24 protein-coding genes are annotated in these 22,463 nt (G+C 69.6%); 12 read left to right on the top strand and 12 right to left on the bottom strand.

Features of this window, described 5'->3' with window-relative positions:
- Positions 1 to 25: 25 nt before the first annotated feature.
- Positions 26 to 712: a GNAT family N-acetyltransferase gene (locus tag PUT80_RS05900; RefSeq protein WP_275291317.1), complete on the bottom strand. Its 687-nt coding sequence runs from the start codon at positions 710 to 712 to the stop codon at positions 26 to 28.
- Between the two features lie 151 nt (positions 713 to 863).
- On the opposite strand from PUT80_RS05900, the gene PUT80_RS05895 reads away from it, so the two are divergent.
- Together PUT80_RS05895 and PUT80_RS05890 are read left to right on the top strand one after the other, a co-directional pair.
- On the top strand, positions 864 to 1,586 hold the full coding sequence (locus PUT80_RS05895; RefSeq protein WP_275291316.1) for a VOC family protein: 723 nt from the start codon (positions 864 to 866) through the stop codon (positions 1,584 to 1,586).
- A 37-nt stretch (positions 1,587 to 1,623) separates the two neighbouring features.
- Positions 1,624 to 2,112: a GNAT family N-acetyltransferase gene (locus PUT80_RS05890; RefSeq protein WP_106961461.1), complete on the top strand. Its 489-nt coding sequence runs from the start codon at positions 1,624 to 1,626 to the stop codon at positions 2,110 to 2,112.
- Positions 2,113 to 2,119: 7 nt separating this feature from the next.
- Here the strand turns inward: PUT80_RS05890 and PUT80_RS05885 are convergent, their stop codons facing one another.
- Positions 2,120 to 2,572 (bottom strand): Lrp/AsnC family transcriptional regulator, encoded by a 453-nt coding sequence (locus tag PUT80_RS05885; RefSeq protein WP_199786023.1) that lies wholly within the window; start codon positions 2,570 to 2,572, stop codon positions 2,120 to 2,122.
- 140 nt (positions 2,573 to 2,712) lie between these two features.
- On the opposite strand from PUT80_RS05885, the gene pdhA reads away from it, so the two are divergent.
- The 3 genes from pdhA to PUT80_RS05870 are packed head-to-tail and all read left to right on the top strand — an operon-like array spanning position 2,713 to position 6,067.
- A complete protein-coding gene (gene pdhA / locus PUT80_RS05880) occupies positions 2,713 to 3,813 on the top strand; it encodes a pyruvate dehydrogenase (acetyl-transferring) E1 component subunit alpha (RefSeq protein WP_275291315.1) in 1,101 nt (366 codons plus the stop codon).
- On the top strand, positions 3,810 to 4,826 hold the full coding sequence (locus PUT80_RS05875; protein WP_275291314.1) for an alpha-ketoacid dehydrogenase subunit beta: 1,017 nt from the start codon (positions 3,810 to 3,812) through the stop codon (positions 4,824 to 4,826). Before pdhA ends, PUT80_RS05875 begins: the two co-directional genes overlap by 4 nt.
- Entirely contained in the window at positions 4,826 to 6,067 is a 1,242-nt protein-coding gene (locus tag PUT80_RS05870) for a dihydrolipoamide acetyltransferase family protein (protein WP_275291313.1), read from the top strand. The genes PUT80_RS05875 and PUT80_RS05870 overlap by 1 nt, the downstream gene beginning before the upstream one ends.
- 6 nt (positions 6,068 to 6,073) lie before the next feature.
- On the opposite strand, the gene PUT80_RS05865 is transcribed toward PUT80_RS05870, so the two are convergent.
- From PUT80_RS05865 to PUT80_RS05845, 5 genes are all read right to left on the bottom strand, one after another.
- Positions 6,074 to 7,342 carry a glycosyltransferase family 2 protein gene (locus PUT80_RS05865; protein WP_275291312.1) on the bottom strand — a complete coding sequence of 423 codons (1,269 nt, stop codon included), beginning with the start codon at positions 7,340 to 7,342 and terminating at the stop codon, positions 6,074 to 6,076.
- On the bottom strand, positions 7,339 to 7,512 hold the full coding sequence (locus PUT80_RS05860; RefSeq protein ID WP_238604575.1) for a hypothetical protein: 174 nt from the start codon (positions 7,510 to 7,512) through the stop codon (positions 7,339 to 7,341). The genes PUT80_RS05865 and PUT80_RS05860 overlap by 4 nt, the downstream gene beginning before the upstream one ends.
- A 22-nt stretch (positions 7,513 to 7,534) precedes the next feature.
- The gene (locus PUT80_RS05855; protein WP_275291311.1) at positions 7,535 to 9,217 is read right to left on the bottom strand and encodes a DUF2334 domain-containing protein; all 1,683 of its coding nucleotides are present in this window, start codon (positions 9,215 to 9,217) and stop codon (positions 7,535 to 7,537) included.
- Positions 9,214 to 10,407 (bottom strand): UDP-N-acetylglucosamine 2-epimerase (non-hydrolyzing), encoded by a 1,194-nt coding sequence (wecB, locus tag PUT80_RS05850; RefSeq protein WP_275291310.1) that lies wholly within the window; start codon positions 10,405 to 10,407, stop codon positions 9,214 to 9,216. Before wecB ends, PUT80_RS05855 begins: the two co-directional genes overlap by 4 nt.
- Positions 10,408 to 10,775: 368 nt before the next feature.
- A complete protein-coding gene (locus PUT80_RS05845; protein ID WP_037810590.1) occupies positions 10,776 to 11,261 on the bottom strand; it encodes a carboxymuconolactone decarboxylase family protein in 486 nt (161 codons plus the stop codon).
- A 46-nt stretch (positions 11,262 to 11,307) separates the two neighbouring features.
- Between PUT80_RS05845 and PUT80_RS05840 the strand changes: the two genes are divergently transcribed.
- From PUT80_RS05840 to PUT80_RS05825, 4 genes are all read left to right on the top strand, one after another.
- Complete coding sequence (locus PUT80_RS05840) at positions 11,308 to 12,705, top strand: PLP-dependent aminotransferase family protein (protein WP_275291309.1); 1,398 nt, start codon at positions 11,308 to 11,310, stop codon at positions 12,703 to 12,705.
- Between the two features lie 220 nt (positions 12,706 to 12,925).
- Positions 12,926 to 13,102, top strand: coding sequence for a CsbD family protein (locus tag PUT80_RS05835; protein WP_009082264.1), 177 nt, complete (start codon positions 12,926 to 12,928; stop codon positions 13,100 to 13,102).
- Between the two features lie 108 nt (positions 13,103 to 13,210).
- Positions 13,211 to 13,819, top strand: a complete 609-nt coding sequence (locus PUT80_RS05830) for a TetR family transcriptional regulator (protein WP_037810592.1) — start codon at positions 13,211 to 13,213, stop codon at positions 13,817 to 13,819.
- A gap of 18 nt (positions 13,820 to 13,837) precedes the next feature.
- On the top strand, positions 13,838 to 15,373 hold the full coding sequence (locus PUT80_RS05825; RefSeq protein ID WP_275291308.1) for an FAD-dependent monooxygenase: 1,536 nt from the start codon (positions 13,838 to 13,840) through the stop codon (positions 15,371 to 15,373).
- On the opposite strand, the gene PUT80_RS05820 is transcribed toward PUT80_RS05825, so the two are convergent.
- Entirely contained in the window at positions 15,345 to 16,154 is an 810-nt protein-coding gene (locus PUT80_RS05820) for a class I SAM-dependent methyltransferase (RefSeq protein ID WP_275291307.1), read from the bottom strand. The genes PUT80_RS05825 and PUT80_RS05820 overlap by 29 nt on opposite strands.
- Positions 16,155 to 16,177: 23 nt before the next feature.
- Complete coding sequence (locus PUT80_RS05815; RefSeq protein ID WP_275291306.1) at positions 16,178 to 16,999, bottom strand: methyltransferase domain-containing protein; 822 nt, start codon at positions 16,997 to 16,999, stop codon at positions 16,178 to 16,180.
- A 36-nt stretch (positions 17,000 to 17,035) separates the two neighbouring features.
- Here PUT80_RS05815 and PUT80_RS05810 point away from each other — a divergent pair, with 36 nt between their 5' ends.
- Positions 17,036 to 18,466 (top strand): FGGY-family carbohydrate kinase, encoded by a 1,431-nt coding sequence (locus tag PUT80_RS05810; protein WP_275291305.1) that lies wholly within the window; start codon positions 17,036 to 17,038, stop codon positions 18,464 to 18,466.
- A 4-nt stretch (positions 18,467 to 18,470) separates the two neighbouring features.
- Complete coding sequence (locus PUT80_RS05805) at positions 18,471 to 19,151, top strand: alpha/beta fold hydrolase (protein ID WP_275291304.1); 681 nt, start codon at positions 18,471 to 18,473, stop codon at positions 19,149 to 19,151.
- Here the strand turns inward: PUT80_RS05805 and PUT80_RS05800 are convergent.
- The 3 genes from PUT80_RS05800 to PUT80_RS05790 all read right to left on the bottom strand — a co-directional run bounded on the left by PUT80_RS05800 (position 19,144) and on the right by PUT80_RS05790 (position 21,449).
- A complete protein-coding gene (locus PUT80_RS05800; RefSeq protein ID WP_275291303.1) occupies positions 19,144 to 19,848 on the bottom strand; it encodes a zf-HC2 domain-containing protein in 705 nt (234 codons plus the stop codon). The two genes, PUT80_RS05805 and PUT80_RS05800, sit on opposite strands and share 8 nt — an antisense overlap.
- Positions 19,845 to 20,384 carry a sigma-70 family RNA polymerase sigma factor gene (locus PUT80_RS05795; RefSeq protein ID WP_037810598.1) on the bottom strand — a complete coding sequence of 180 codons (540 nt, stop codon included), beginning with the start codon at positions 20,382 to 20,384 and terminating at the stop codon, positions 19,845 to 19,847. The genes PUT80_RS05800 and PUT80_RS05795 overlap by 4 nt, the downstream gene beginning before the upstream one ends.
- Before the next feature lie 828 nt (positions 20,385 to 21,212).
- Entirely contained in the window at positions 21,213 to 21,449 is a 237-nt protein-coding gene (locus tag PUT80_RS05790; RefSeq protein ID WP_043836823.1) for a hypothetical protein, read from the bottom strand.
- 127 nt (positions 21,450 to 21,576) lie between these two features.
- Between PUT80_RS05790 and PUT80_RS05785 the strand changes: the two genes are divergently transcribed.
- The gene (locus PUT80_RS05785) at positions 21,577 to 22,461 is read left to right on the top strand and encodes a hypothetical protein (RefSeq protein ID WP_275291300.1); all 885 of its coding nucleotides are present in this window, start codon (positions 21,577 to 21,579) and stop codon (positions 22,459 to 22,461) included.
- The last annotated feature ends 2 nt before the right edge of the window (positions 22,462 to 22,463 follow it).

The raw sequence follows: 22,463 nt of genomic DNA, 5'->3' as shown, positions 1-22,463 counted from the left end.
CTGCACCGCCTGCCGGAACCGCCGACTACAGCGAGGGAGCCCGGTAAACGCCGAACTGCATCTCGCGAGCAAGCCGGAACCCCAGCTTCTCGTACAACCGGATCGCGCCGGTGTTCGTCCCGGCCGCGTGGAGGAACGGCCGCTCGCCGCGTTCCCGGATCCCCGCGGCCACCGCGAGGACCAGCCGGGCCGCCAAGCCCTGCCCTTGGAACGCCGGGTCGGTGCACACCGCGCTGATCTCGGTCCATCCCGGCGCGTGCAGCCGCTCGCCCGCCATCGCCACCAGTGCACCGTCGCGGCGGATGCCCAGGTAGGCACCCAGGGCGATCGTCCGGGGCAGGAACGGGCCGGGCTTCGTCCGCGACACCAGGTCGAGCATTTCCGGCACGTCCGCCTCGGTCAGGCGCACCGCTTCCGGGTCGGCGGCAGCGGGGGCGGCCGAACCGTCCATCTGCACACCGGCGATCTCGGACTCCACCGTCCAGCCCGCGGGCGGCGGCGTCCCGACCTTCCCGACCACGACCGTCGACGAGCCCGGTCCGACGAGGTCGGCGATGTCGTGCCACACGTGTTCGTCCGGCTGGTCGGGCACGGCGAGGAACGGAGAGACATCCACCGGATACCGCAGCACCTGCCCCTTCTGCTCCGCGAACGAAGCGTGCGGGCCGCTCAGCGCGGCCCAAGCGGGGTTTTCGAGCGGGGACGTGCTCATTCTCGCCTGCCATTCCAGATCCGGGGTGCCCGTCCAGAATGCGTGTCCCGGGCCGGGCCCGGCCACTGCCTCCCACATGGTGAGCGGTCGAGGACCGCAGCTGTCCGCGATCGGCCCTAGCGTCGCCGCTATCACCGACGAAGGGACCCCGATGAGCACCGTCGACCGCAACCAGCCGCTCGGCACCCCGACCTGGATCGACCTCGCCGTGCCAGACCTGGACCGCGCGCAACGCTTCTACGGCGCGGTCCTCAGCTGGACCTTCGACGGCGACCACTGCCTGCTGCGTGACCTACCCGTCGCTGGCCTGCGCCAAGGAGCCGACCCTCGACCGGCCTGGACCGTCTACTTCGCGACCGACGACTGCGACAGCACCGCCAAAGCCGTCACCACCGCGGGAGGCAAGCTCCTTGACCAACCCCACGACGACGGAGAGCACGCCCGTATCGCCGTCGCGGAGGATCCGGGCGGCGCGCGGTTCGGGCTCTGGCAAGGCCGCGAGCTCCCCGGTGCCCGGCTCGTCAACGAACCCAGCACTCTGCTGCGCAACGACCTCGTCACGCCAGCCGCCAAACCAGCCCGCGACTTCTACTGCGAGGTCTTCGCCTTCACCCTCGACGGCAACGACGACCTGCCCGGCGTCGACTTCACCTTCCTCCGCCGCCCGGACGGCCACGAAATCGGCGGCGTCTTCGGCGACCCGTCCGCCGCGGCACCGACCTGGGGCACCCTGTTCCTCGCCACCGACGCCGACGCGGCAGGCGCACGGGCGGTCGAGCACGGCGGCGAGGTCGTCGAGGCACAGGACAGCCCCTACGGACGCATGGTGACCATCAAGGATCCGTTCGGCACGGAGTTCGTTCTTGGCTCGTGACCCCCGACTCCCCTGAACCGGTGCTAGAACAGAACAGGTGGACCTCGAAACCCTCCCCGGCGCGACCCTGCTCCCCGCGACCCCCGACGACGCCGCCGAGCTGATGGTGCTCCAGCGGTGTTGCTGGGTGCAGGAAGCCCTGCTCAACAACACCCTGGAGCATCCCGCGCTGAGGGAGGACCTCGCCGAGGTCCGCGAGGCGATCAAGACCTGGCGCAGCTGGATCGTCCGGCAGGGACACCGGCTCGTCGGGGCAGTCCGCGCCCGCACCGTCGAGGACGGCGGCTGGGAGATCGGCCGTTTGATGGTCGCTCCGGACCTCGCCGGGCGCGGCCTCGGGCGGTTGCTCCTCGAACACGCCGAGCGGCACGCTCCGCCGGAGACGAAGCAGTTCGTCCTCTTCACCGGAGCGTCCAGCGAACGCAACATCGCCCTCTACGAACGCGCCGGGTACCGCCGCACGCCGATGCCGTTCGAAGCCACCGGGGTCTACCAGCTCGCCGTCTACCTGGTGAAACCGGCCTGACGAAGGCTCACAGCTCGTCGAAGACCAGCACGGTGTGCGTCGAGAGCACGTCCGGCATGTTCTGCAACCGTTCGAACACCAAGTCCCGCAGGCTGTCCGCGTCACGGGTCCGCACGAACAGGATCAGATCGTTGTCCCCGGACACCAGGCCGCCGTGTTCGATTTCCGGGATGTGCTTGAGCTCCGCGCTCACCGTGCGCCACGAGTTCTGCGTGACCTTCAAGTACACGTACGCCGCCAAACCCTGCCCCATCCGGCGCGGATCGGTGACCGCCGCGTACCCCGTGATCACGCCCTCGCGGTGCAGCCGCTCCACCCGCGTGTAGCAACCGGCCCGCGAAATGTGCGCGCGTTCGGCGAGGGCGCGCATCGAGGCGCGACCGTCTTTCTTCAGCTCGGCGATCAGTTTCAAGTCGACCTCGTCCAGCGCCGCTGCCATTTGTCCACCCGGCTGGGACATCCGCGCCACCTCGCAAGCCAATCGTCCAACCACAACCTGTCAACCAGGCCATCATTCCACAGTTCTCCGTCAAGTCTGGATCCCTGATCGCCTGACAGCGAGTATCAGGGTCTACTCGTCTTTGTCGATGGGAGCTGTCGGTGACCACTACGGAACGCACTGCCGCGTCCTGTTTCCTGCCCAGCGACGAGCCGCTCGGCCTCGTGACCGCCGACGGCACGCCCGCGCCCGACCCGGCGCTCGCGATGCCCGCGGACGACGTCCTCCTCCGCCTCTACCGCGGCATGGTTTCCGGACGCCGCTTCGACACCCAGGCCACCGCGCTCACCAAACAGGGCCGGCTCGCGGTGTACCCGTCGGCACGCGGACAGGAGGCCGCCGAGATCGGCTCGATCCTCGCGCTTCGTCCGCAGGACTGGCTTTTCCCCACCTACCGCGACTCGATGGCCGTCGTCGCGCGCGGCGTCGACCCGGTCGAAGTGCTCACGCTGCTGCGCGGCGACTGGCACTGCGGCTACGACCCGTACCGCGCCAACGTCGCCCCGCAGTGCACGCCTCTCGCTACCAACACGCTGCACGCGGTCGGCTTCGCGCACGCAGCGCGCGTGAAGGGCGAGGACACGGTCTCGCTCGTTCTCGTCGGCGACGGTGCCACCAGCGAAGGCGACACGCACGAAGCGCTGAACTTTGCCGCTGTCTGGAAGGCACCGGTGGTCTTCCTCGTACAGAACAACGGCTACGCCATCAGCGTCCCGCTCGAGAAGCAGACCGCCGCTCCTTCGCTCGCGTACAAGGGCGTCGGCTACGGCATGCCCTCCGTGCTCGTTGACGGCAACGACGCTGCCGCCGTACACGCTGCCGTCGAGCAGGCTGTCGCACGCGCCGCGGCTGGCGAAGGACCGACGCTCATCGAAGCTGTCACCTATCGCATGGAGTCGCACACCAACGCCGACGACGCGACGCGCTACCGCGAGAAGGCCGAAGTGGAGCAGTGGCTCACGCGCGATCCGATCAGCCGCCTCAAGCAGTACCTCACCGACCGTGGCCTCCTCGACGACAAGACGCAGCAGGAGATCGACGCGCGCGCCGAGGAGGAAGCAGCGGTGCTGCGCGAGCGGATGAACGTCGACACCGAGCTCGACCCGGCGGACCTCTTCCGGCACGTCTACGCCGAACCGACCGCCGCGTTGCGCCAGCAGGCCGCCGAACTGGCGCACGAGAACACCGAGGACCAGGCATGACCGCGACTCTCGACACAACGCTGTCCCTCGCCGGGGCACTCAACCGCGCGCTCGCCGATGCACTGGCCGAGGACGAACGCGTGCTCGTCTTCGGCGAGGACGTCGGCACTCTCGGCGGCGTCTTCCGCGTCACCGACGGACTCGCCGCGCGCTTCGGCGACGCTCGCGTCTTCGACTCGCCGCTCGCCGAATCGGGCATCGTCGGCACCGCGATCGGGATGGCGATGAACGGCCTGCGCCCGGTGATCGAGATGCAGTTCGACGCGTTCGCCTACCCCGCGTTCGAGCAGATCACCAGCCACCTCGCCAAACTCCGCAACCGCACCAAGGGCCAGGTCGAACTGCCCGTGGTGATCCGCGTGCCCTACGGCGGCGGCATCGGCGGCGTCGAGCACCACTGCGACTCGTCCGAGGTCTACTACACGCACACGGCCGGCCTGCGCGTCGTCACTCCGGCCACGCCGGGCGACGCCTACACCCTGCTGCGCGAAGCGATCAACAGCCCGGACCCGGTCATTTTCCTGGAACCCAAGCGCCGGTATTGGGAAAAGGAAACCGTTGACCCGCAACGCCGTTCGCCCGGTCTCGACAAAGCGGTGATTCGCCGCGCGGGCAGCGACGTCACCCTCATTTCCTACGGCGGCGCACTCGGCACCACGCTCGAAGCTGCCGAAGCGGCCGCCGAAGAAGGCTACGACGCCGAGGTAATCGATCTTCGCAGCCTCGCGCCATTCGATCTGGAAACAGTCGCCGCGTCCGTGCGGCGCACCGGTCGCGCGATCGTGGTGCACGAGGCGAGCCGATTCTGCGGTTACGGGGCCGAAGTCGCCGCGCAGCTTTCCGAGCACTGTTTCCATTACCTGGAAGCGCCGGTGCTGCGCGTCGCCGGATTCGACATTCCTTATCCCGCACCGAATCTGGAACAGCACCACCTGCCGGGCGTCGACCGGATCCTGGACGCGATCGAACGCCTCCAGTGGGACGACGCGGCACCGCTCGACGGGGAGAAGTGATGGCCGTCTTTAAACTGCCGGACCTTGGCGAAGGCTTGACCGAGGCGGAGATCGTCGCGTGGCACGTCCAGGTCGGCGACACCGTCACCGTGGACCAGACCGTCGTGGAGGTCGAGACCGCGAAGGCGAGCGTCGAGGTTCCGGTGCCGTTCGCGGGCCGGGTCGCGACGCTGCACGGAGCAGCGGGCGAAGTGCTGACCGTCGGCAGCCCGTTGATCACAGTGGACAGTGCCGCGGACTTCACCGAACCCGGCGTCGTGACGCCGGAGGGCAGCGGGAACGTGCTGATCGGATACGGCACCAGCCAAACGCGCACTCGGCGCGCGCGACGGCCGCGCGGCAGCAAGGCACCGGCGACCGCACCAGCTCCCGCACCGAAGTCCACTTCGGACCGTATTCGCGTCGTGTCGCCGCTGGTCCGTCGCCTCGCCCGCGAGTCCGGAGTAGACCTTCACGCCCTCATTGGGACCGGCACCGGCGGCATCGTGAGCCGCGCCGACGTCGAGCGCGCGATCGCCGCCACCGAGACCCCAGCGGCCCCGGCCTCGACCTCGGACGAGCAGCGAATCCCCCTGCGCGGCCTGCGCAAAACCGTCGCCGACAAACTCGCCCGCTCCCGCCGCGAAATCCCCGAGGCGACCGTCTGGGTGGATGTCGACGCGACCGAACTGCTGCAGTTGCGCGCCGCGCTCAACAGCGATCCGCACGCCCCGAAGATCAGCCTGCTCGCGCTCATCGGCCGGTTCGCCGTCGCGGGACTGCGCCGGTTCCCCGAACTGAACGCGCATCTGGAAGGCGACGAGATCGTCATCCCGTCCGCCGTGCACCTCGGCTTCGCCGCGCAGACCGACCGCGGTCTGGTCGTCCCGGTCGTCCAGAACGCGCACCAGCACACCCTGGAAGACCTCTCCGCCGCGCTCGCCGACCGCACCGAACAGGCCCGCGCCGGACGCCTCGCCCCGGCCGACCTCACCGGCGGCACGTTCACCGTGAACAACTACGGTGTGTTCGGAGTGGACGGTTCGGCCGCCATCATCAACTACCCGGAGGTGGCGATCCTCGGCGTCGGCCGCATCATCGACCGGCCGTGGATTGTGGACGGTCAGGTCACCGCGCGCAAGATCACCGAGCTGACACTGGCGTTCGATCACCGCGTCTGCGACGGCGGCACCGCGGGCGGCTTCCTCCGGTTCGTCGCCGACTGCATCGAAAACCCCGTGCGACTGCTGCGCACTCTCTGAGGACGGTCAGGCTGGCAACTCTGCCAGCCTTTCCGTTTTCGCCCACACGTTCCGTTTCAGGACGATCCGGAACACCGCCCGCCACGTCGCCAGCACGCCGAGCAACAGGAACGCCGGATAGCACAATCCGGCCAGCAACGCGCGGTGCAGGGGTTCGTCGCGCAACCGGACAAAGTAGACGATCGCCCACATGATCCCGGGCAGCAGCAAGGCAGCCAGCCACCACGCCACCGCCTGCGCCAGGTTCCCGGTCTCCGCGACCAAACCGCCGAACGTGTTCCCGGTCAGCAACGCCGCGGGCACGATCACCAGCAGCGCCGCGGCGATCAACGACAGCGGAACAGTCAGCCACGGCACGACCAGATAGACCAGGAAGTCGAACAATCCGGTCCCGGCAATGAATCGAGAGGTCGCGAGACTGCGCAAATGCCGTGAGCACTGAAGATTCCCTTGCGCCCACCGGGTCCGCTGCCGAAGCAGGCGGCGCGCGTCTTCCAGCCCCTGCTGGGTCACCCAAGCCCGTTGCGTGTACCGGATCCGCACTCCGGCCAGGTGCAGCCGCAGGCCCAGCTCAAGATCCTCGACCAGACAATCGCTCCACGGAGACGGCCCGAACTTCCGCAATACCGACAGTCGCGTGAACTGCCCGTTGCCGCCCATCCCGACACTGCCGAGCACGTCCCGCAACGACTGCGAAGCATCCGCGATCGCGCCGAATTCCAAGTCCTGCAAAAACGCCAGCAACCGGTGTCTATTGTGGATTCGCACCCGGCACTGCACCGCACCGACGCCGCGGCTGCGCAGCATCGCCGCCACCTCAGTGAGCAGCCCCGCGCTGCCGCGCCCGTCACCGTCGATGATGCCCACGACAGTCTGGGAAACCGTGCCCTCCCGCTCGGCAATGACGTCGATGTAGCGATAACCCGCGTTGAGCGCTTCGCCCTTTCCGCGTCGCGCCTGAGGCAAGTCACGCCGCAGCATATGCAACCGATCATCAGCGATGCCCGCGACGATCTCTGGAGTAGCGTCATCAGATCCGTCGTCGATGACCAGCACTCGCACCGGAGTTTCGGACGTTCCCAGCCGTAATGCGTGTCGCACCGTGTTGGCGATAACGCGTTCTTCGTTCAACGCCGGAATAACGATCCAGAACAGCAACGGGCGCGACGCGCGTTCAGTCGCGGGCCGCGGCGCGCGCCAGGCGAAGGCCGCCAGTACCAGGTTGTGGACCGGCCACCAGCAGAGCAGCAGCACGAACCACCACGACTGCGTCATGCCGCGTGCCGGCCCCGGGAACCGCTGGCACGCAGCCGGACCGAACGGACCGTGAACGCCATCGCGACGAATCCGGCCGCTGACAGGACAAACCACAGCACCCCGTGGAACGGTGCGACACCGATCGCGGCGGCGGACACGACGGCAGGAGCGACCCGGGTGACAGACATTTCTTTTCCTTCCAGAACAAACTCAAGCAGCGACAGCGGCCGGGGACACGAAGCGATAGCCGAGCCCCTCGATGCCTTCGACCACCTTCCGGAGGTCGCTGATGCCGAGAAACGAGTGATAGTAGAAACTGACGACGCTGTCGGTCACCACGCGATGGGTTTTCGCGTCGGCCAGGATGTCGTCGGCGGTGCGGGCGGCGTGCTGGTTGAACTTGGCCGGAGCCACGTTCCCGACGTTCTCCGGCACCACGACAGTCCCGTAGAGGTCGCGGACCGGATACGGGAAGAACTGGCCGTATACCTCGCGATAGGACACGTCGGTCCGTCCACAGTGGCCGCCGTCGCACTGACCGGCGTAGTAGCTTCCCCGGTCGTACCGCATCGGGAAGACCCGGCCGGCCTCCTGATAGTCCACAGCGGATCCGCCGTAATGCGGGAACTCGAACGCATCCGGCCGAGGCAGCCCGACCCGGTCGAACTCGGCGAGACCAGTCGCGACGCGGCCGCGGAACCACTCCGGCGAATCCTCCGGCACCGGTCCGCTGAGCCGCACGTTGTCCTGGTGGTCGACGGTCGCGCGATAGAACTCGTAGTCCGCGGCGCTGGTTCCCGAATACGGATTGTCGGTCTCGTTGTACTGGTGACTGTAGCCGTGCATCACCAATGTTCCGCCCCGCGCGACCGCATCGCGCAGTGCCGCAACAAGTTCCGGACTGTCCACCAGTCGCGCGAACGTCGGCTTACCGCCGTTCGCCGCACCATGCGGGTCCGCGTAATACGGATACACCGCTAGCGAGAACGGCACGCCGTGCCCGCTGAGGTAGTCGGTGATCGCCCGGACTTCAACAGGCGGCGTGCGCGGACCGATGTCCTCGATCCGCACGAGAGCACGTCGACGCGCCGGAGCGTCCGGCGCGAGCACGCCAAGGAGAATGTCCGCAGCCGCCAGATAGCGATCACCCGCACCGACGTACGAATACGGCACTTCGGCGAGATAGGTGAACGATCCGCTGTGGACCGCCCACGGCGACGACACTCCCTCAGCGGACTTCGCCTGCGCCAGCACCTTCGCCTTCGGCGACGTCACCCGCACGCCCACGACATCGACGCCGGCATTGGGATCTCGCCGCAGGTCAGTGTCCCGATAGGACACCGTCGTGACTTTGTCCTCCCGGAACGGAGCCCACGTCCAACCCCACTTTCCGGCGAGCGCCGGCGTGTGGTCGAACAGCTGCCAGATGTTGCTGCCCATCCACACCACCGGCAGCCGGGTCCGGCTCAGGTCGTCCAGCAACGCGGGCGGGAGCTGCGCGTCGTAGACCGTGCCGACGTAGACGACCGCCTGGTACTCGTTCAGCTGGCCGCTCCGGTAGTCCGCGGCGGGCAGCATTCGCCAAGCAGTAGAACGGGAAACGAGGTTCGCCGTCTGGATCGCGTTGGCCTGCGCCTCCTCGGCGACCTGGGTCGCGGGCGGACTCGGCCGCAACCGCCGCCCGTCGTCGAAGAGCACCAACGTGCGCCGGTCGTCCCGCCCGCCCGGGCCGGCCAGACCGATTTTCGGCTGCCGCAGCACCGGTTCGATCGGAGACGCCGCTTCCGAACCGGAGCCGTCGTCCGAGACCACCACGACGATCCCGCCCACCAGGCTGACCACCGCGATGACAATCATCCCGAGCCGCAACCACGCCGGGAATCGTTGCTTCACTGCACGACCTCAACCCGCTCCGGGACGAACGGCTCCGGCAATTCAGCGGTGAGCCCGAGCAGCCAGGCCACCGCCTGTTCGGTGCGTTCCGCAGCCCGGCCGTCGCCGAACGGGTTGGCGCGCGTGCTCATCGCCGCCCGCTGCGCCGGATCGGTCAACAGCTTCGACGCGGTGTCCACAATGAGGTCGGCGTCCGTTCCGACGAGCTTCGCACACCCGGCGTTGACGGCTTCCATCCGTTCCGTCGTGTCCCGCAGTACCAGCACCGGAACCTTGAACGTCGGCGCTTCTTCTTGAATGCCACCGGAATCCGACAGCACAAGCGAACTCGCCGCGATCGCCGCCGCGGTCTGCTCATACGGCAACGCCGGGGTCAGCACCACGCGCGGGTGGCCAGCCAGCGCTTTGCGCACCGCCTCTTGCACAGCCGGGTTCGGATGCATCGGCAGCAGCACGCGAACGTCCGGATGCCGCGCCAGCAGCGTGTCCACAGCGGACAGAATGCGCGTCAACGGCTCGCCCCAGGACTCCCGGCGGTGCGCGGTCACCAGAACCAACCGGCACTCGCCCCGCGTCGCCGACTCGACCACGTCGGCAACGGCACTGCCGGCAAAGGACACTCCGCGGTCCGTCACCCGGGAAATCGCGTCCACCACAGTGTTTCCGGTAGCCAAGAGGACACTGTCGTCGATGCTCTCGGCACGCAGGTTCTGCGCGGCCGCCGGAGTCGGGGCCAGGTGCAGGCTCGCGGTCTGCGTGACCAGCCGCCGGTTCAGCTCCTCCGGGAACGGCGACTGCAGATCGAACGAGCGCAGCCCGGCTTCCAGGTGCACCACGGGAATCTTGCGCCAGAACGCGACCATCGCACCGGCCACAGTGGACGTCGTGTCGCCCTGCACGAGCACCGCCGCGGGCGGACGCTGCGCGGCGAGTGCGTCGAGGCCGGTGACCAGCTGCGAGAACAGCTCGGGCTGACCGCCGTCGACCCGGTTCAGGGTGAGCCGCAGGTCCGGGGTCAGCGAGAACGCGGCGAGCACCTGGTCGACCAGGTCCGGATGCTGCCCGGTCGCGACGAGCACCGGGTCCAGCCGTCCGGACCGGCGCATCTCCTGCACGACCGGCGCCATTTTGATCGCCTCCGGCCGGGTGCCGGCGATCAGCCAGACCACCGGTGCGTCACCCCGGGTCATCACGGAACCCCATTTCAGCGAGAGCGGACGCGATCCGGGAAACCGTCCCTGGATCGCGCCGACCACGCTAACTACGGCATCCGGAATCGACCTCACCCTCGCGGGTAAATCTCACCGTCAGTAGTCGCCGTCACAAGCGGTCAAGAAGACACCGAACCATTGCCCACCTTGTAGTTAAGCAGCTGCTTACTTAGTCTCCTCTAGATGCACCGGGCCAGCGAAGCACACTCAGTAATCGCGCTGGATCGGTTAAGTCACCAATCCCGGAAAAGAGCACCCGAAACTCCGGGCGCTCTTTTTCCTTCGCCGGGCAAACCGGCGGTATGCCGTCCCGCGATCCTGCTCACATGGTGGTCCAGACCACTAGGTCAGTGCTTCCCCGGAACGTATTCGCCGGGCACCATCCGCGTCGTGACCGCGAACCGGTTCCACGCGTTGATCACGGTGATCGTCGCGATCAGCTGAGCCAGTTCGGCGTCCTCGAAATGCTCGGCGGCGCGGGCGAAGACGTCGTCGGGCACGAAGCCGTCCGTAAGCACGGTGACCGCTTCGGTCAGCTCCAGCGCGGCGACCTCCTTCGCCGTGTAGAAGTGCTTCGACTCCTCCCACGCGGAAAGCTGGATGACGCGCTCGCTCGTTTCGCCCGCGGCCAGCGCGTCCTTCGAGTGCATGTCGATGCAGAAGGCGCAGTGGTTGATCTGCGACGCCCGGATCAGCACCAGCTGCCGCAGCGCCGGGTCGAGGCCGTGCCGGGTCGCGGCGTCGAGGCGGATCATCGTCTTGTAGGCCTCGGGCGCCAGTTCCGCCATCTTGAGGCGGGGCGGTTGCACCGGAAGTCGTTCTGTCGTTGTCATAACTTCGACCCTACGAGCGATTGGCACTCTGTTATGGTCCATTTCCGTGCGCGCGGAGTGGGCCAGTTCGCTGAGTGAAGACCTCCACCTCGACCTGCGCGGGCCTCGCCTGCGCGACGGTCTGATGGAGGCCCTGCGGGACGCCATCCGCACCGGACGGCTCACCCCGGGCGCGAAACTGCCGTCCAGCCGCACGCTCGGCGCGGATCTCGGAATCGCCCGGAACACCGTGGCGCAAGCGTATGCGGAACTCGTCGCCGAAGGCTGGCTCACCGCGCGGCAAGGCGCCGCAACCCGGGTTGCCCCGCGCGCCGAGATCGCGCCCGCACCGGCCGTGCCGAAGCCTGCTTCGCGGCACCGGATCGTGCACGACCTACGCCCCGGACAACCCGATCTGTCCGCGTTCCCCCGCGCAGACTGGCTTAAAGCCGCGCGCCGCGCCCTGACCGACGCGCCAGACGACGCGTTCGGCTACGGCGGTCCGTACGGCCGTCCAGAGCTACGTGAAGCCGTAGCCGCGTACCTCGCCCGTACGCGCGGCGTACGCGCACACCCGGACCAGATCATGCTCTGCACCGGTACGTCGCACAGTCTCATCGTGCTCGCCGAAGTACTGAAGCAACGTGAAACGCGAGCAGTCGCCGTCGAGTCGTACGGCCTGCAGGTACATCGCGCGCATCTCGCGAAGGTCGGTCTCGACACTCCGCAGCTGCCGGTGGACTCCGACGGCGCGAAAGTCGAACGCCTCGACGACCTGCCCGACGTCGGCGCGGTGTTGCTGACGCCGTCGCACCAGTTCCCCACCGGCGTCGCGCTGCATCCGGACCGCCGCGCCGCGGTGGTGGACTGGGCGCGCCGGACCGGCGGCCTGGTGCTGGAGGACGACTACGACGGCGAGTTCCGCTACGACCGCAGCCCGGTCGGCGCGATGCAGGGACTCGACCCGGAGCACGTGATTTACCTTGGCACCACAAGCAAAGCGCTCGCCCCGGGACTCCGGCTGGGCTGGATGGTGCTGCCGCCGCGGATCGCCAGGGCCGCCGCCGAGGTCAAGGGCGACCGCGACCCGTTCTCCGGCGTGCTCGACCAGCTCGCCATGGCCGAGTTCATCACCTCGGGCAGCTACGACCGGCACATCCGCGCGATGCGGCTGCACTACCGCCGCCGGCGCGACCAGCTCGTCGCGGCACTGGCCGAGCACGCGCCGAACACGCGGGTGACCGGGCTGTCCGCCGGCTTGCAGGTGCTGGTGGACGTCCCGTCCGGGGAGGAAGACGCGGTGGTGCAGGGGTCCGCGTGGCAGGGGCTGGCCATGCACGGGCTCGGCGCGTTCCGCCATCCCGACGCGCCCGCGGACCGCGACGCCCTGGTGATCGGCTACAGCACCCCGTCGGCCAGCGCGTGGTCGGGCGCGCTGGCGGCGCTGTGCCGGGTGCTGCCCTAGATCACTCGACGCCGAGCCTGACCTCGGTCGATTTCACCAGTGCGGCGACCGGGAACTCCTTCGCAACTGGACAGAACACGTTCACCGCAAAGGGAAACCCGCCGCTTCGCCGACGTCGGTTGCGAGGTTTCGAGGCGGTTCGCGCCGGGCACCGATTCGCGAGTTTGGCGCCCGGCAGAGCGGGTAGCCGAAGCGCGAGGCACGAAAGGGAGGACCCATCGTGAACGACAAAGCCGAGAACAAGGCCGAAGAGCTCAAGGGCCGCGCCAAGGAAGCCGTAGGCAACGCCACGGACAACGAGCAGTGGCAGGCCGAAGGCAAGGCGGAGCAGGGCAAGGGCAACCTCAAGCAGGCCGCCGAGAAGGTCAAGGACGCGTTCAAGAGCACGAAGGACTGACGCGTCGGCGAAGCCCGGGGCATCCGTGCCCCGGGCTTCTTCGTGCCCTCAAACTTGCGTAACACGCAAACTTTGCGCGTCGCGCAAGTAGCGCGCTATGGTGGTCTCATGACCGAGCGACCGAACCTGCGAGACCGCCGCCGCCAAGAGACCCGGGTCGACATCTCCTGGGCGGCAGTCCGGCTCACAGTCGAGCGCGGTCTGTCGAACGTGACAATCGAGGACATCGCCCGCGAAGCGGGAGTTTCGCCGCGCACCGTCAACAACTACTTCTCCAGCAAGGCCGAAGCGATCGTCGCCCGGCACCAGGACCGGGCTCGCGGGATCGCTGATCACCTCCGCGCGCGCCCGGCGTCGGAACCGCTGTGGACCGCGCTGCGGGAGGCGTCGCTCATGCAGCTCGACGCCGACCGCGGCACCTCCCCCGGCGGCGGCAACGATCCGCAATGGACGGCAGGCGTCCAGGTCATGATCGCCGAACCCGCGCTGGCGGGCGAATTCCTCAAAGCCAATGTCGCGGCCGAAGAAGCACTGGCCGAGGCGATCGCGGAACGCCTCGGCGCGGACGTCCACGATCTCCGCGTCCAGCTCATCGCCACCACCGCGGGCGGCGTGCTGCGGGCAGTCATCCAGGAGTGGCTGCGCACCGCCCCGTCCGCGGACCTGACCGCCATCGTGCACCGGGCGTTCGACACGCTCGCCGAGGTGCTTCCCTGATCCCGCAAGGAGATCCCCATGTCCGACATCGTCATCGCGGGCGCCGGGCCGAACGGCCTGATGCTCGCCGCCGAACTCTGCCTCGCCGGGGTCCGCCCCATCGTCCTGGAACGGCTCGCCGAACCTGACGGGGTGCGCCGTGCCAACGGTCTCGTCGGCCAGGTGGTGCCACTGCTGCACCGGCGCGGGCTGTTCGAGAAGCTCGCCGAGGTCCCCGAACCCACGCCGGTCCCGAGGTTCGTCTTCGGCGCGTTCCCGGTCGAATTCGCCGATCTGCCCAGAAATCCGATGTACATCCTGCCGAAGCCGCAGCACGAACTGGAGCAGATGCTGATCGAGCACGTCCGCGCGCTCGGCGCCGATCTCCGCCGCGGCCACGAAATCACCGGCTTCACCCAGGACGAGAATTCGGTGACCGTGCAGGTGCAGGGACCGGACGGGCCCTACGAACTCGGTGCCGAGTACCTGGTCGGTGCGGACGGCGGACGCAGCACGGTGCGCAAGCTCGCCGGGATCGACTTCCCCGGCGTCAGCTGGGACGAAACGGTGTCCCGCAGCGCGAATGTGCGGATTCCGCAGTCCTTCGTCGATCCGGTGACCGGAGGGCTGAAGCTGGAGACCGGCGTCATCCCGCCGTTCCAGCACCACCGCACGGAAACCGGGTTGTTCGTGTTCGCGCCGTTCGATCCGGCGAACCCGGCGCTGTCAGTCACCGAACACAGCGGCGCCGCCGATTTCGCCGAGGACGATCCGCTGACCATGGAAGAACTGCGCGCGAGCGTGCAGCGGGTGCTCGGGGCCGATCTGCCGCTCGAACCGCCTTCCGGGCCCGGTCCGTTCCTGCTGCGCAGGCTGTCCGGCGGCAACACCCGGATCGCCGAGACCTACCGGCGGGGCCGGGTGCTGCTGGTCGGCGACGCGGCCCACGTGCATTCCGCGCTCGGCGGCCCGGGGCTCAACCTCGGTCTGCAGGACGCGGCGAACCTCGCGTGGAAGCTCGCCGCGGAGGTGCGGGGCTGGGCTCCGCCGGGGCTGCTCGACAGCTACGAGGCCGAACGCCGTCCGGTGAGCGAGCGCGTCGTGATGCACACCCAGGCGCAGAGCGCGCTCGTCGCGCCCGGGCCGGAAGTCACCGCACTGCGCGAATTCTTCGTCGAACTGCTCGACTCTCCGGATACGCGGCAGCACATCGCCGATCTGATGTCCGGCGCGGACATCCACTACGGCACCGACCCGGACAGCGGCCGGTGGGCGCCCGACTTGCCGCTCGCCGACCCAGGCCCGCTGACCGCCGCGTACCAAGCCGCGCGCCCGGTACTGCTGGACCTGACACCCGGCGCGGCGCTCGCCGACGTCGCCGCCCCATGGGAAGACCGCGTCACCACCGTGTCCACCACGGCGACCGGCGACGCACCCACCGCGCTGCTCATCCGTCCGGACGGTTACGTCGCCTGGTCCTCCACCGACGCCGAGCCGGACGTCGAAGCGCTGCGAACCGCGCTCACGCAGTGGTTCGGCGCACCGGTCAGGTCAGCCGTGTCGTCGCCACGTTGACGAGTGCCCCGGCCGGGAGCGTGCCGTCCGGGGTCACCAGCGGCCGGGACGCCACCTTGAACGCGGTCCGCAGTCCCAGCAACTGCGTCTCGTCCAGGGCTTCGACCTGGTAGTAGGTGTCGTGGCAGGTCTGCCAGACCGAATCCGGCGTGCCGGAGAGGTCCACCCGCAGCTGGTGCCATTCGACCGGCGCGAATCCGGCCGGGCCGAGCAGCGCGTCGAGGCCTTCGCGGGTGCGGCTGCGCGGGTCGCCGGAGGTCGGCACCTGCCGGTCTTCGGCCACTACCGCGAAGAGCGGCCGGGCGACCTTCAGGAACACCTCGAGGGCGTCGGTCCCGCCGCCGCCCACGCCGATCACGAAGGCGCCGCCGGGCCGCAGCACGCGGGCGGTCTCGGCGATCACCTTCTCGACGTCGGACATGAGCATCAGCGCCATGTGCGACACGACCGCGTCGTAGCTGTCGTCCTCGAACGGCAGCTCCTGCGCGCGGCCGGGTCGCAGGTCCGCGTCGGCGAGCCCAGTCCGGCCGCGCGCGACCTCCAGCTGCTTGGCGGAAAGGTCGATGCCGGCGAGCTTTCCGGTACCGCGACCGGCGAGCACCGCCAGCAGCGCGCCGTCCCCGCAGCCGAGGTCGAGCACGCTGTCCGGCGTGCCGACGTGGTCGGCGAACGCCTCGTACACCGAGCGTCCGTCGACCCGGCCCCGCTCGGCCAGTTCGGACGCGGCTGCCGGGTTCCGGTCGTGAAAATCGCGGAGGAACTCTTCGGCAGGCGTCATCATGTCCGAGACGGTAGCGCGAACGGTCACTTCAGCAGTTCCGTTTTCGCCAGGTTGACGCACAGCCCCGCCGGAAGGAGGCCGTCCTCGGTGCGCAGGTGCTCAGTTTCGGCGAAGAAGGCCGAGCGGAGCCGGGCCAGTTGGGCGGCATCGAGGGTGTCGGTCGAGTAATACGATTCACAGCACAACGTCCACACCTCGTCCGGCGCGGCGGTCAGGTCGATCTCGTACGGCTCCCAGGAAACCGGCGCGAACCCTGCCGGAGCGAGCACCTCGTCAATCCCCTCGCGGTTCGATGTGCGCCGCTCGGCGGTGTAGGTCGCCCGTCGTTCCTCGGGCACCTCGCGGAACAACGGCCGGGCCAATTCGAGAAACACCGGCGTCGCACCCGTCGATTCAGGACCGCCGACGACCACCGCGAAGGTCCCGCGCGAAACCAGCACCCGCGCGAGCTCGGCGGCGACCGCCTCGGGGTCGTCCATGAGCATGAAGGCCATGTGCGACACAGCCGCGTCGTAACTGTCGTCCTCGAATGGCAGCTCCTGCGCGCGACCGTGATGCAGCCTCGCGTCGGCCAGTTCGGGCCGTTGCCGGGCAAGGTCCAGCTGCCCCGCGGACAGGTCGACACCAGCGAGCTTTTCCGCGCCACGGCGGGCGAAAACGGCCAGCAGCGCACCGTCGCCGCAGCCGAGATCGAGCACCCGGCGCGCGGGCGCGACCCGGTCGGCCAGCACCTCGTAACTCGTCCGGCCGTCCCCGGTCACCCGGCCGGACTCGATCAGCACGGACATCGCGTCCGGTTTGCGATCGTGGTACTCGCGCAGGTAATTCTCCGCGGCAGAGGTCATGCTCCGACGGTAGCGAATTCCTGGTACCCCTGTGGCATGGACGAAGAAGCTCTGCTCGGCATCGACGTCGGCACGACCGCGGTGAAAGTCGCGGCGTTCGCGCCGGACGGCCGGGAACTCGCGGCGCACTCGGTGCCCTACCCGATCGCGCGGCCGCGTCCCGGCTGGGCCGAACAGGACCCGGAAGACTGGTGGCACGCAACGGAAACCGCGCTCGACACGGTCCTTTCCGGACTCCCCGCCGGTGCGGTGCGCGCGGCCGGGATCGTCAGCCAGGTCAACACCCACCTCCTCGTCGACCGAGATCTGCGGCCGCTCACCCCGGCGGTGATCTGGCAGGACCAGCGCTGCGCCGACCTCGCCGCGGAACTCGACGCACGCTTCACCGACGACGACAAAAAACGCATCTGGGGCGGGCCGATCGTGCTCGATGCGTCGTTCGCCGGGGCCCGCGCCGCGTGGTTCGCGCGCGAGCAACCGGAGCTGTGGTCCCGTGCGCGATGGATGCTGAGCCCCAAGGACTTCATCGGCGCGCGGCTCACCGGACGCGTCGCGACCGACCTGCTGTCCGGCGTGCGCATCGCGGGCGCGTCGGGTTATCTGCCCGAAGCGGTCGCGCTCGTGGACGGACTCGGCGACCGGCTGCCGGAACTGCTCGCTCCCGAGGAACCCCTCGGCCACGCTGCCGTACTGGGCGACGCCCCGGTTGTCGTCGGGACCATGGACGCGTTCGGCGCCGTTTTCGGTACCCGCACAACAGAACCCGGCCGCGCCATGGTCACCTGCGGAACGTCGCTGGTCGTCGCGGCCGCCTCGCACCGGCACGAATCGGTCCGCGGCCTGGTCACCTTCCCGCCCCGCGGCGACCTCGTCGTGCACGCCGGACCAACGCAAGCAGCGGGCGACGCGGTGCGCTGGTGGAGCCGAGCGTCCGGACTGTCCGTGCCGGACGTGTTCGCTTCCGCCGCGGACGGCAGGCCCGGAGTGGTTTTCCTGCCGCACCTGCAAGGCGAACGCGCCCCGCTGTGGGATCCGGATCTACGCGGCAGCTTCCTCGGGCTGACCTCGTCCACCACCACCGCGGACCTGTCGCGAGCCGTCCTCACCGGAGTCGCGTTCTCCGCACGGCACGTGCTGGAAACCGTCGAAGAAGCCTGCGGCGAAACCCTTCCGTCGGTGACGTTCTCCGGCGGCGGCGCACGCAGCGACCTCTGGACCCAGCTCCACGCCGACGCGCTGTCCCGCCCCGTCGAACGCCTCCGCGTGCACGACAGCGCCGCACTCGGCGCTGCCCTGCTCGGCGCAGTCGGCGCGGGCCGGTACCCGGACGTCGAAACCGCCGCGGCCGCGACCGTCGCCGTCGAGCGCACCTTCACGCCCGACACGAACCTGACCGGCCTGTACGAGGCGTATCGCGCGGCGCACGAAGGGCTGGCACGAGTGCACGAACGGCTGGCGCGATGGTGATCTAATGGCCAGCATGGAGACCCTCCGCTACGGCAGCGAGCCCAGCCAGTTCGTCGAACTCCACGGCACCCCGGGCGGGCGGGGCACCGCGATCCTGCTCCACGGCGGATGGTGGCGCGCCCGGCACGACCTGCACCAGCTCGACCCGATGGCCGCCGACCTGGTCGCCGCGGGCTGGTACGTGGCGAACGTCGAGTACCGCCGCATCGACGGCGGCACCGGCGGCTGGCCGCGAACCCTGGAGGACGTGCGCGCCGCGATCGCCGCCGTCGAACGACCGGCCGAGCTGCCGACGGTCGCGATCGGACACTCCGCGGGCGGACATCTGGCGCTGCTGGCCGGCGGACTTTCCGGGGTCGTCGCACTGGCCCCGATCACCGACGTCCCGCGCGCCCGGGCCGAAGAACTGGGCGAAGGCGCCGCCGGGCTGTTCCTGACTGGCGACGACCCCGCGGCGTCGCCGATCCAGCAGCTCCCGCTCGCCTGCCCGCAACTGGTCGTGCAAGGCGACGCCGACGTCCGGGTCCCGGCAGCGCACAGCCGCGACTACGTCGCCGCGGCGAAAGCGGCCGGCGACGACGTGGACTACGTCGAACTTCCCGGCGTCGACCACTTCCGCCTGATCGACCCGGCCGACGAGCCGTGGCAGTCCGCCCGCGAATGGCTCGACCGGCGGTTCAGCTGACGTCCGCCTCCACGAACCGGTGCCCGGCGGTGTTCTCGATGACCACCGCCGCCACCTGAGCCGGATCGATCACCGCCGTGCCGTAGAGGTACGCGCCGTCCCGCGCCGCCCGCTCCGAGACCATCCAGCCGCCCGCGACCTGCCGCTCGCCGTTCTTGCTCAGCACGACGAGCAGGCATTTCTGCCCAGCCGGAATGCCCGTCACCGAACCGTCCACGCGCACCCAGCCGGTTTGCGGGACGATGTTCGCGGTCAGCCGGGTCTTGCCGCTGGCATCCGCACCGGAAACGACTCGCGTGCCAGGAACCGCGCTGGTCGGCGGCGGCGTAGTCGGCACCGCCACCGCGGGCCCGGACGAACTCCGCCCCACCATCACCCCGACGCCCAACGCGACCGCAGCCACCACGACCGCGGCGACGATCGCCATCGACCACCCCCGCCCAGCCCGCGCGCTCGACTCCGCGCGAACCCGGTCGACGGTCCGCTGCATCACCAGATCCGCACCCACCGGCGGCCCGTCCAGCAACGCCTCCGGCGGCAATTCGCCGAGGAAACTCTGCACCTCCCGCAGAGACGCGGCCTCCGCCCGGCAGCGCTCGCAGCCGTCCAGATGCGCCTCGACGTCGCGCTGCTCGCCCGAGGCGAGCTGACCGGTCAGGTACCCCGCCAGGTCGACGTGCTCGTCGGCTGTGTTCATCCGGCCACCCCTTCCGCTCGCCGGAACTCTTCCCGCAACGCCCGCAACCCGTAATACGAGCGGGACTTGACCGTGCCCGGCGGAATCCCTAGCCGCTCCGCCGCCTCCGCGACGCTGCGCCCCTGCAGATACATCTGCTCGAGCACCTCGCGATGCTCCGGAGAAAGCCCGTCGAGCGCGGCGAGCACCACCATCGAGTCGACGACCTGATCGGCATGATCCCGCTCGACCGGCCCGCCCGACGGCGACTCGGCCACCTCCTGCGGCCGCGCCTCCTTCGCCCGGAACCGGTCGATCACCAGGTTCCGCACGACGGTGAGCAACCACCCGCGCACCGACCCGCGCCCGTTGACCAGGCTGTCCGGACTCCGCCACGCGCGGACCAGCGCCTCCTGCACCACGTCCTCCGCCGCCGCGCGGTCGCCGAGCAGCCGGGTGGCGTAGGCGAGCATCGCCCGCCCGTGCTCCTCGAAAAGCGCGCGGACCAGCGCCTCGTCCGCAACCGCCCGCCGGTGACGGGCCCTGAACCCGGCCATGCCCCCGATCATCCCCCCGGTCGGGCCCGATTGTCGCGCAGCCGAGGTGTGTTGCTTGTTGCCCGGTGCCGACGGCTCCTCGTTCCTGACGCGCCGAACGGCTCTGGTGCCGCTTAGCCGATCGGCGCGGGGCCCGGTTGTCCTGGTGCCGCTTCCGCAGTGGGCGGCGGCTCCGCGATCGGCGCGGGCCGGTTTTCCTGGTGCCGCTTCCGCACTGGGCAGCCGCTCCCCGACCGCGGCAGTCCCCGCCCCTCCCGGCACCGCGTCCGCCCTCGCGGCGACTCCCCGATCGATACCCGCCCACCAGCGTGGTTCCGCCGACACGATCGGGGAACGCGCCCCCTGCGGGCCCCGTACCTGGGCTAAGTTCGCAACTGATCCAGCCGGAAGGCTTGCTCACCAGGTCGGCGCACGCCGGTGTCGTGCACTGGGATCACCGCCCCGGCCGCCCGACCGCCCTGGAGCCGCCGGGAGCGCTGCGCACACCGCCCTCCCGGCGGCTCCGGGGCACCCTGGGGCTGTTTCGTTCCCGGCCCTCGCGGCTCCGACGGGATGGGTTGCATGGTCCGGGGTGAGCTGTGCTGCGGTTTGTTCCGGAGCAGTTGAGGTTGCTCGACCACGGCGACTTGCGCTGCAGTTCGCGCGCCACGGCCTTCGCGGCTATTCCAGCTCCGAACGGTGGCGAGTCGTACTGGCGGCCATCGCATCAGGCCAGGTCTCGGCAGAGCACGACGGCGGTCACCCACCGCCCAGCACCTTCACCCCAGCTGCCGTTCAACCGCCCAGCTGACCGGCCCGCCCCGCCGAGCCAGTCAGTCCACAAAGGACTCAAGCGGCGGCAACACCGAGATCCGTCAGCACGACCGGGCTCGCCGGCGCCCCTCGGCGGCGGGCGATTCTCACCAGGCCCCGGCGGCGCAAGCGGTCCATCGCCTGCGTCTCCCACAGCGGGACCCGCCCGCCGACCGACCACAGGTAGCATTCCCCGGCTAATCCGTTGTGGACCACCACCAGCCCGCGCCGGACGTCGTCCAGTGCGTGTACGTCCTCCTCGACGAGCACCATGACCGGCTCCCTCCGTCCCCTTCATGGTGAAACGCCCGGGGCCGCCCGCACATCCGGGAATCCACCTCAGGGGTTCCCTGGAGAAATGGGGTCGCCCTCACCCCGCGGACCTGGCAGGATCGGGTATGTGCGGCCGCCGACGATCGCGTGCGACGAGTCCGGCTCCGAGGGCGTGAACCTGATCGGCGCGAACACCGCGGTATTCGCGCACGCCGCCGTCCGGCTGGAGCCCGCGGCTGCCGCGGAATGTGTTGCGCGGCTGCGGGAATTCATCGGTTCGCCCGCGCTCGAATACAAAGCCAACCACCTCCTGCGCGCCAAGAACCGCGCTGCCCTGGAGTGGCTGCTCACCGAACCCCTCGCCGACGCCGCCAGCGTCCTGCTCGTCGACAAAACCCTGTTCCTCGCGGGCAAAATCGTCGACCTGCTCGTCGACCGGACCCCCTACCCGGAATGCCTGCGCCACCGTCCGGACGGCCGCGCCCGCGCCTTGCACCGAGACGGCCCGCGCATTCACGGCACCCGGCGCTGGACCGAATTCCTGCGCTCGTTCACCGGGCTGCTGCGCACCTCGAACCGCCGCCTCCCCGCGACCACCCCCGCCGAGTTCTTCGCCCAGACGGACGTCCTCGGCGAACTAGTCGCGGCTCGCCCGCAGGTGACCGCGCTGCGCGACGAACTCCTCGCCGACCCTGGTCTCGTCTCGCCGATCGACCCGTTGATGCCCGCGCTCGCCGACACGATCGCGTTCTGGCGTCCAGAGCTGGTCATCCACGACGAGCAGCCGTCCCTCACTCCGGCCCGGCTCGCCCAGCTGCTCGATCCGGTGCCGCGGTGGCGATTCGTCGACTCTCGGTGCGAACCGCGGGTCCAGCTGGCCGATTTCCTGGCCGGAGTCGCCCGGCGGCTCACCGAGGAAACCCTGCACGGCGGCGGGGACCCGGAACTGGTCAAGCTGCTGCGGCCGTATGTGCTTCCGGCGTCGGTCTGGATCGGGGATCCGGCGGACTAGTC

The organism is Amycolatopsis sp. La24 (genome assembly GCF_029087445.1).
Lineage (GTDB): Bacteria > Actinomycetota > Actinomycetes > Mycobacteriales > Pseudonocardiaceae > Amycolatopsis > Amycolatopsis nivea.
The sequence above is the reverse complement of the archived record's forward strand: the minus strand, read 5'-3'. Positions and strand labels throughout refer to the sequence as shown.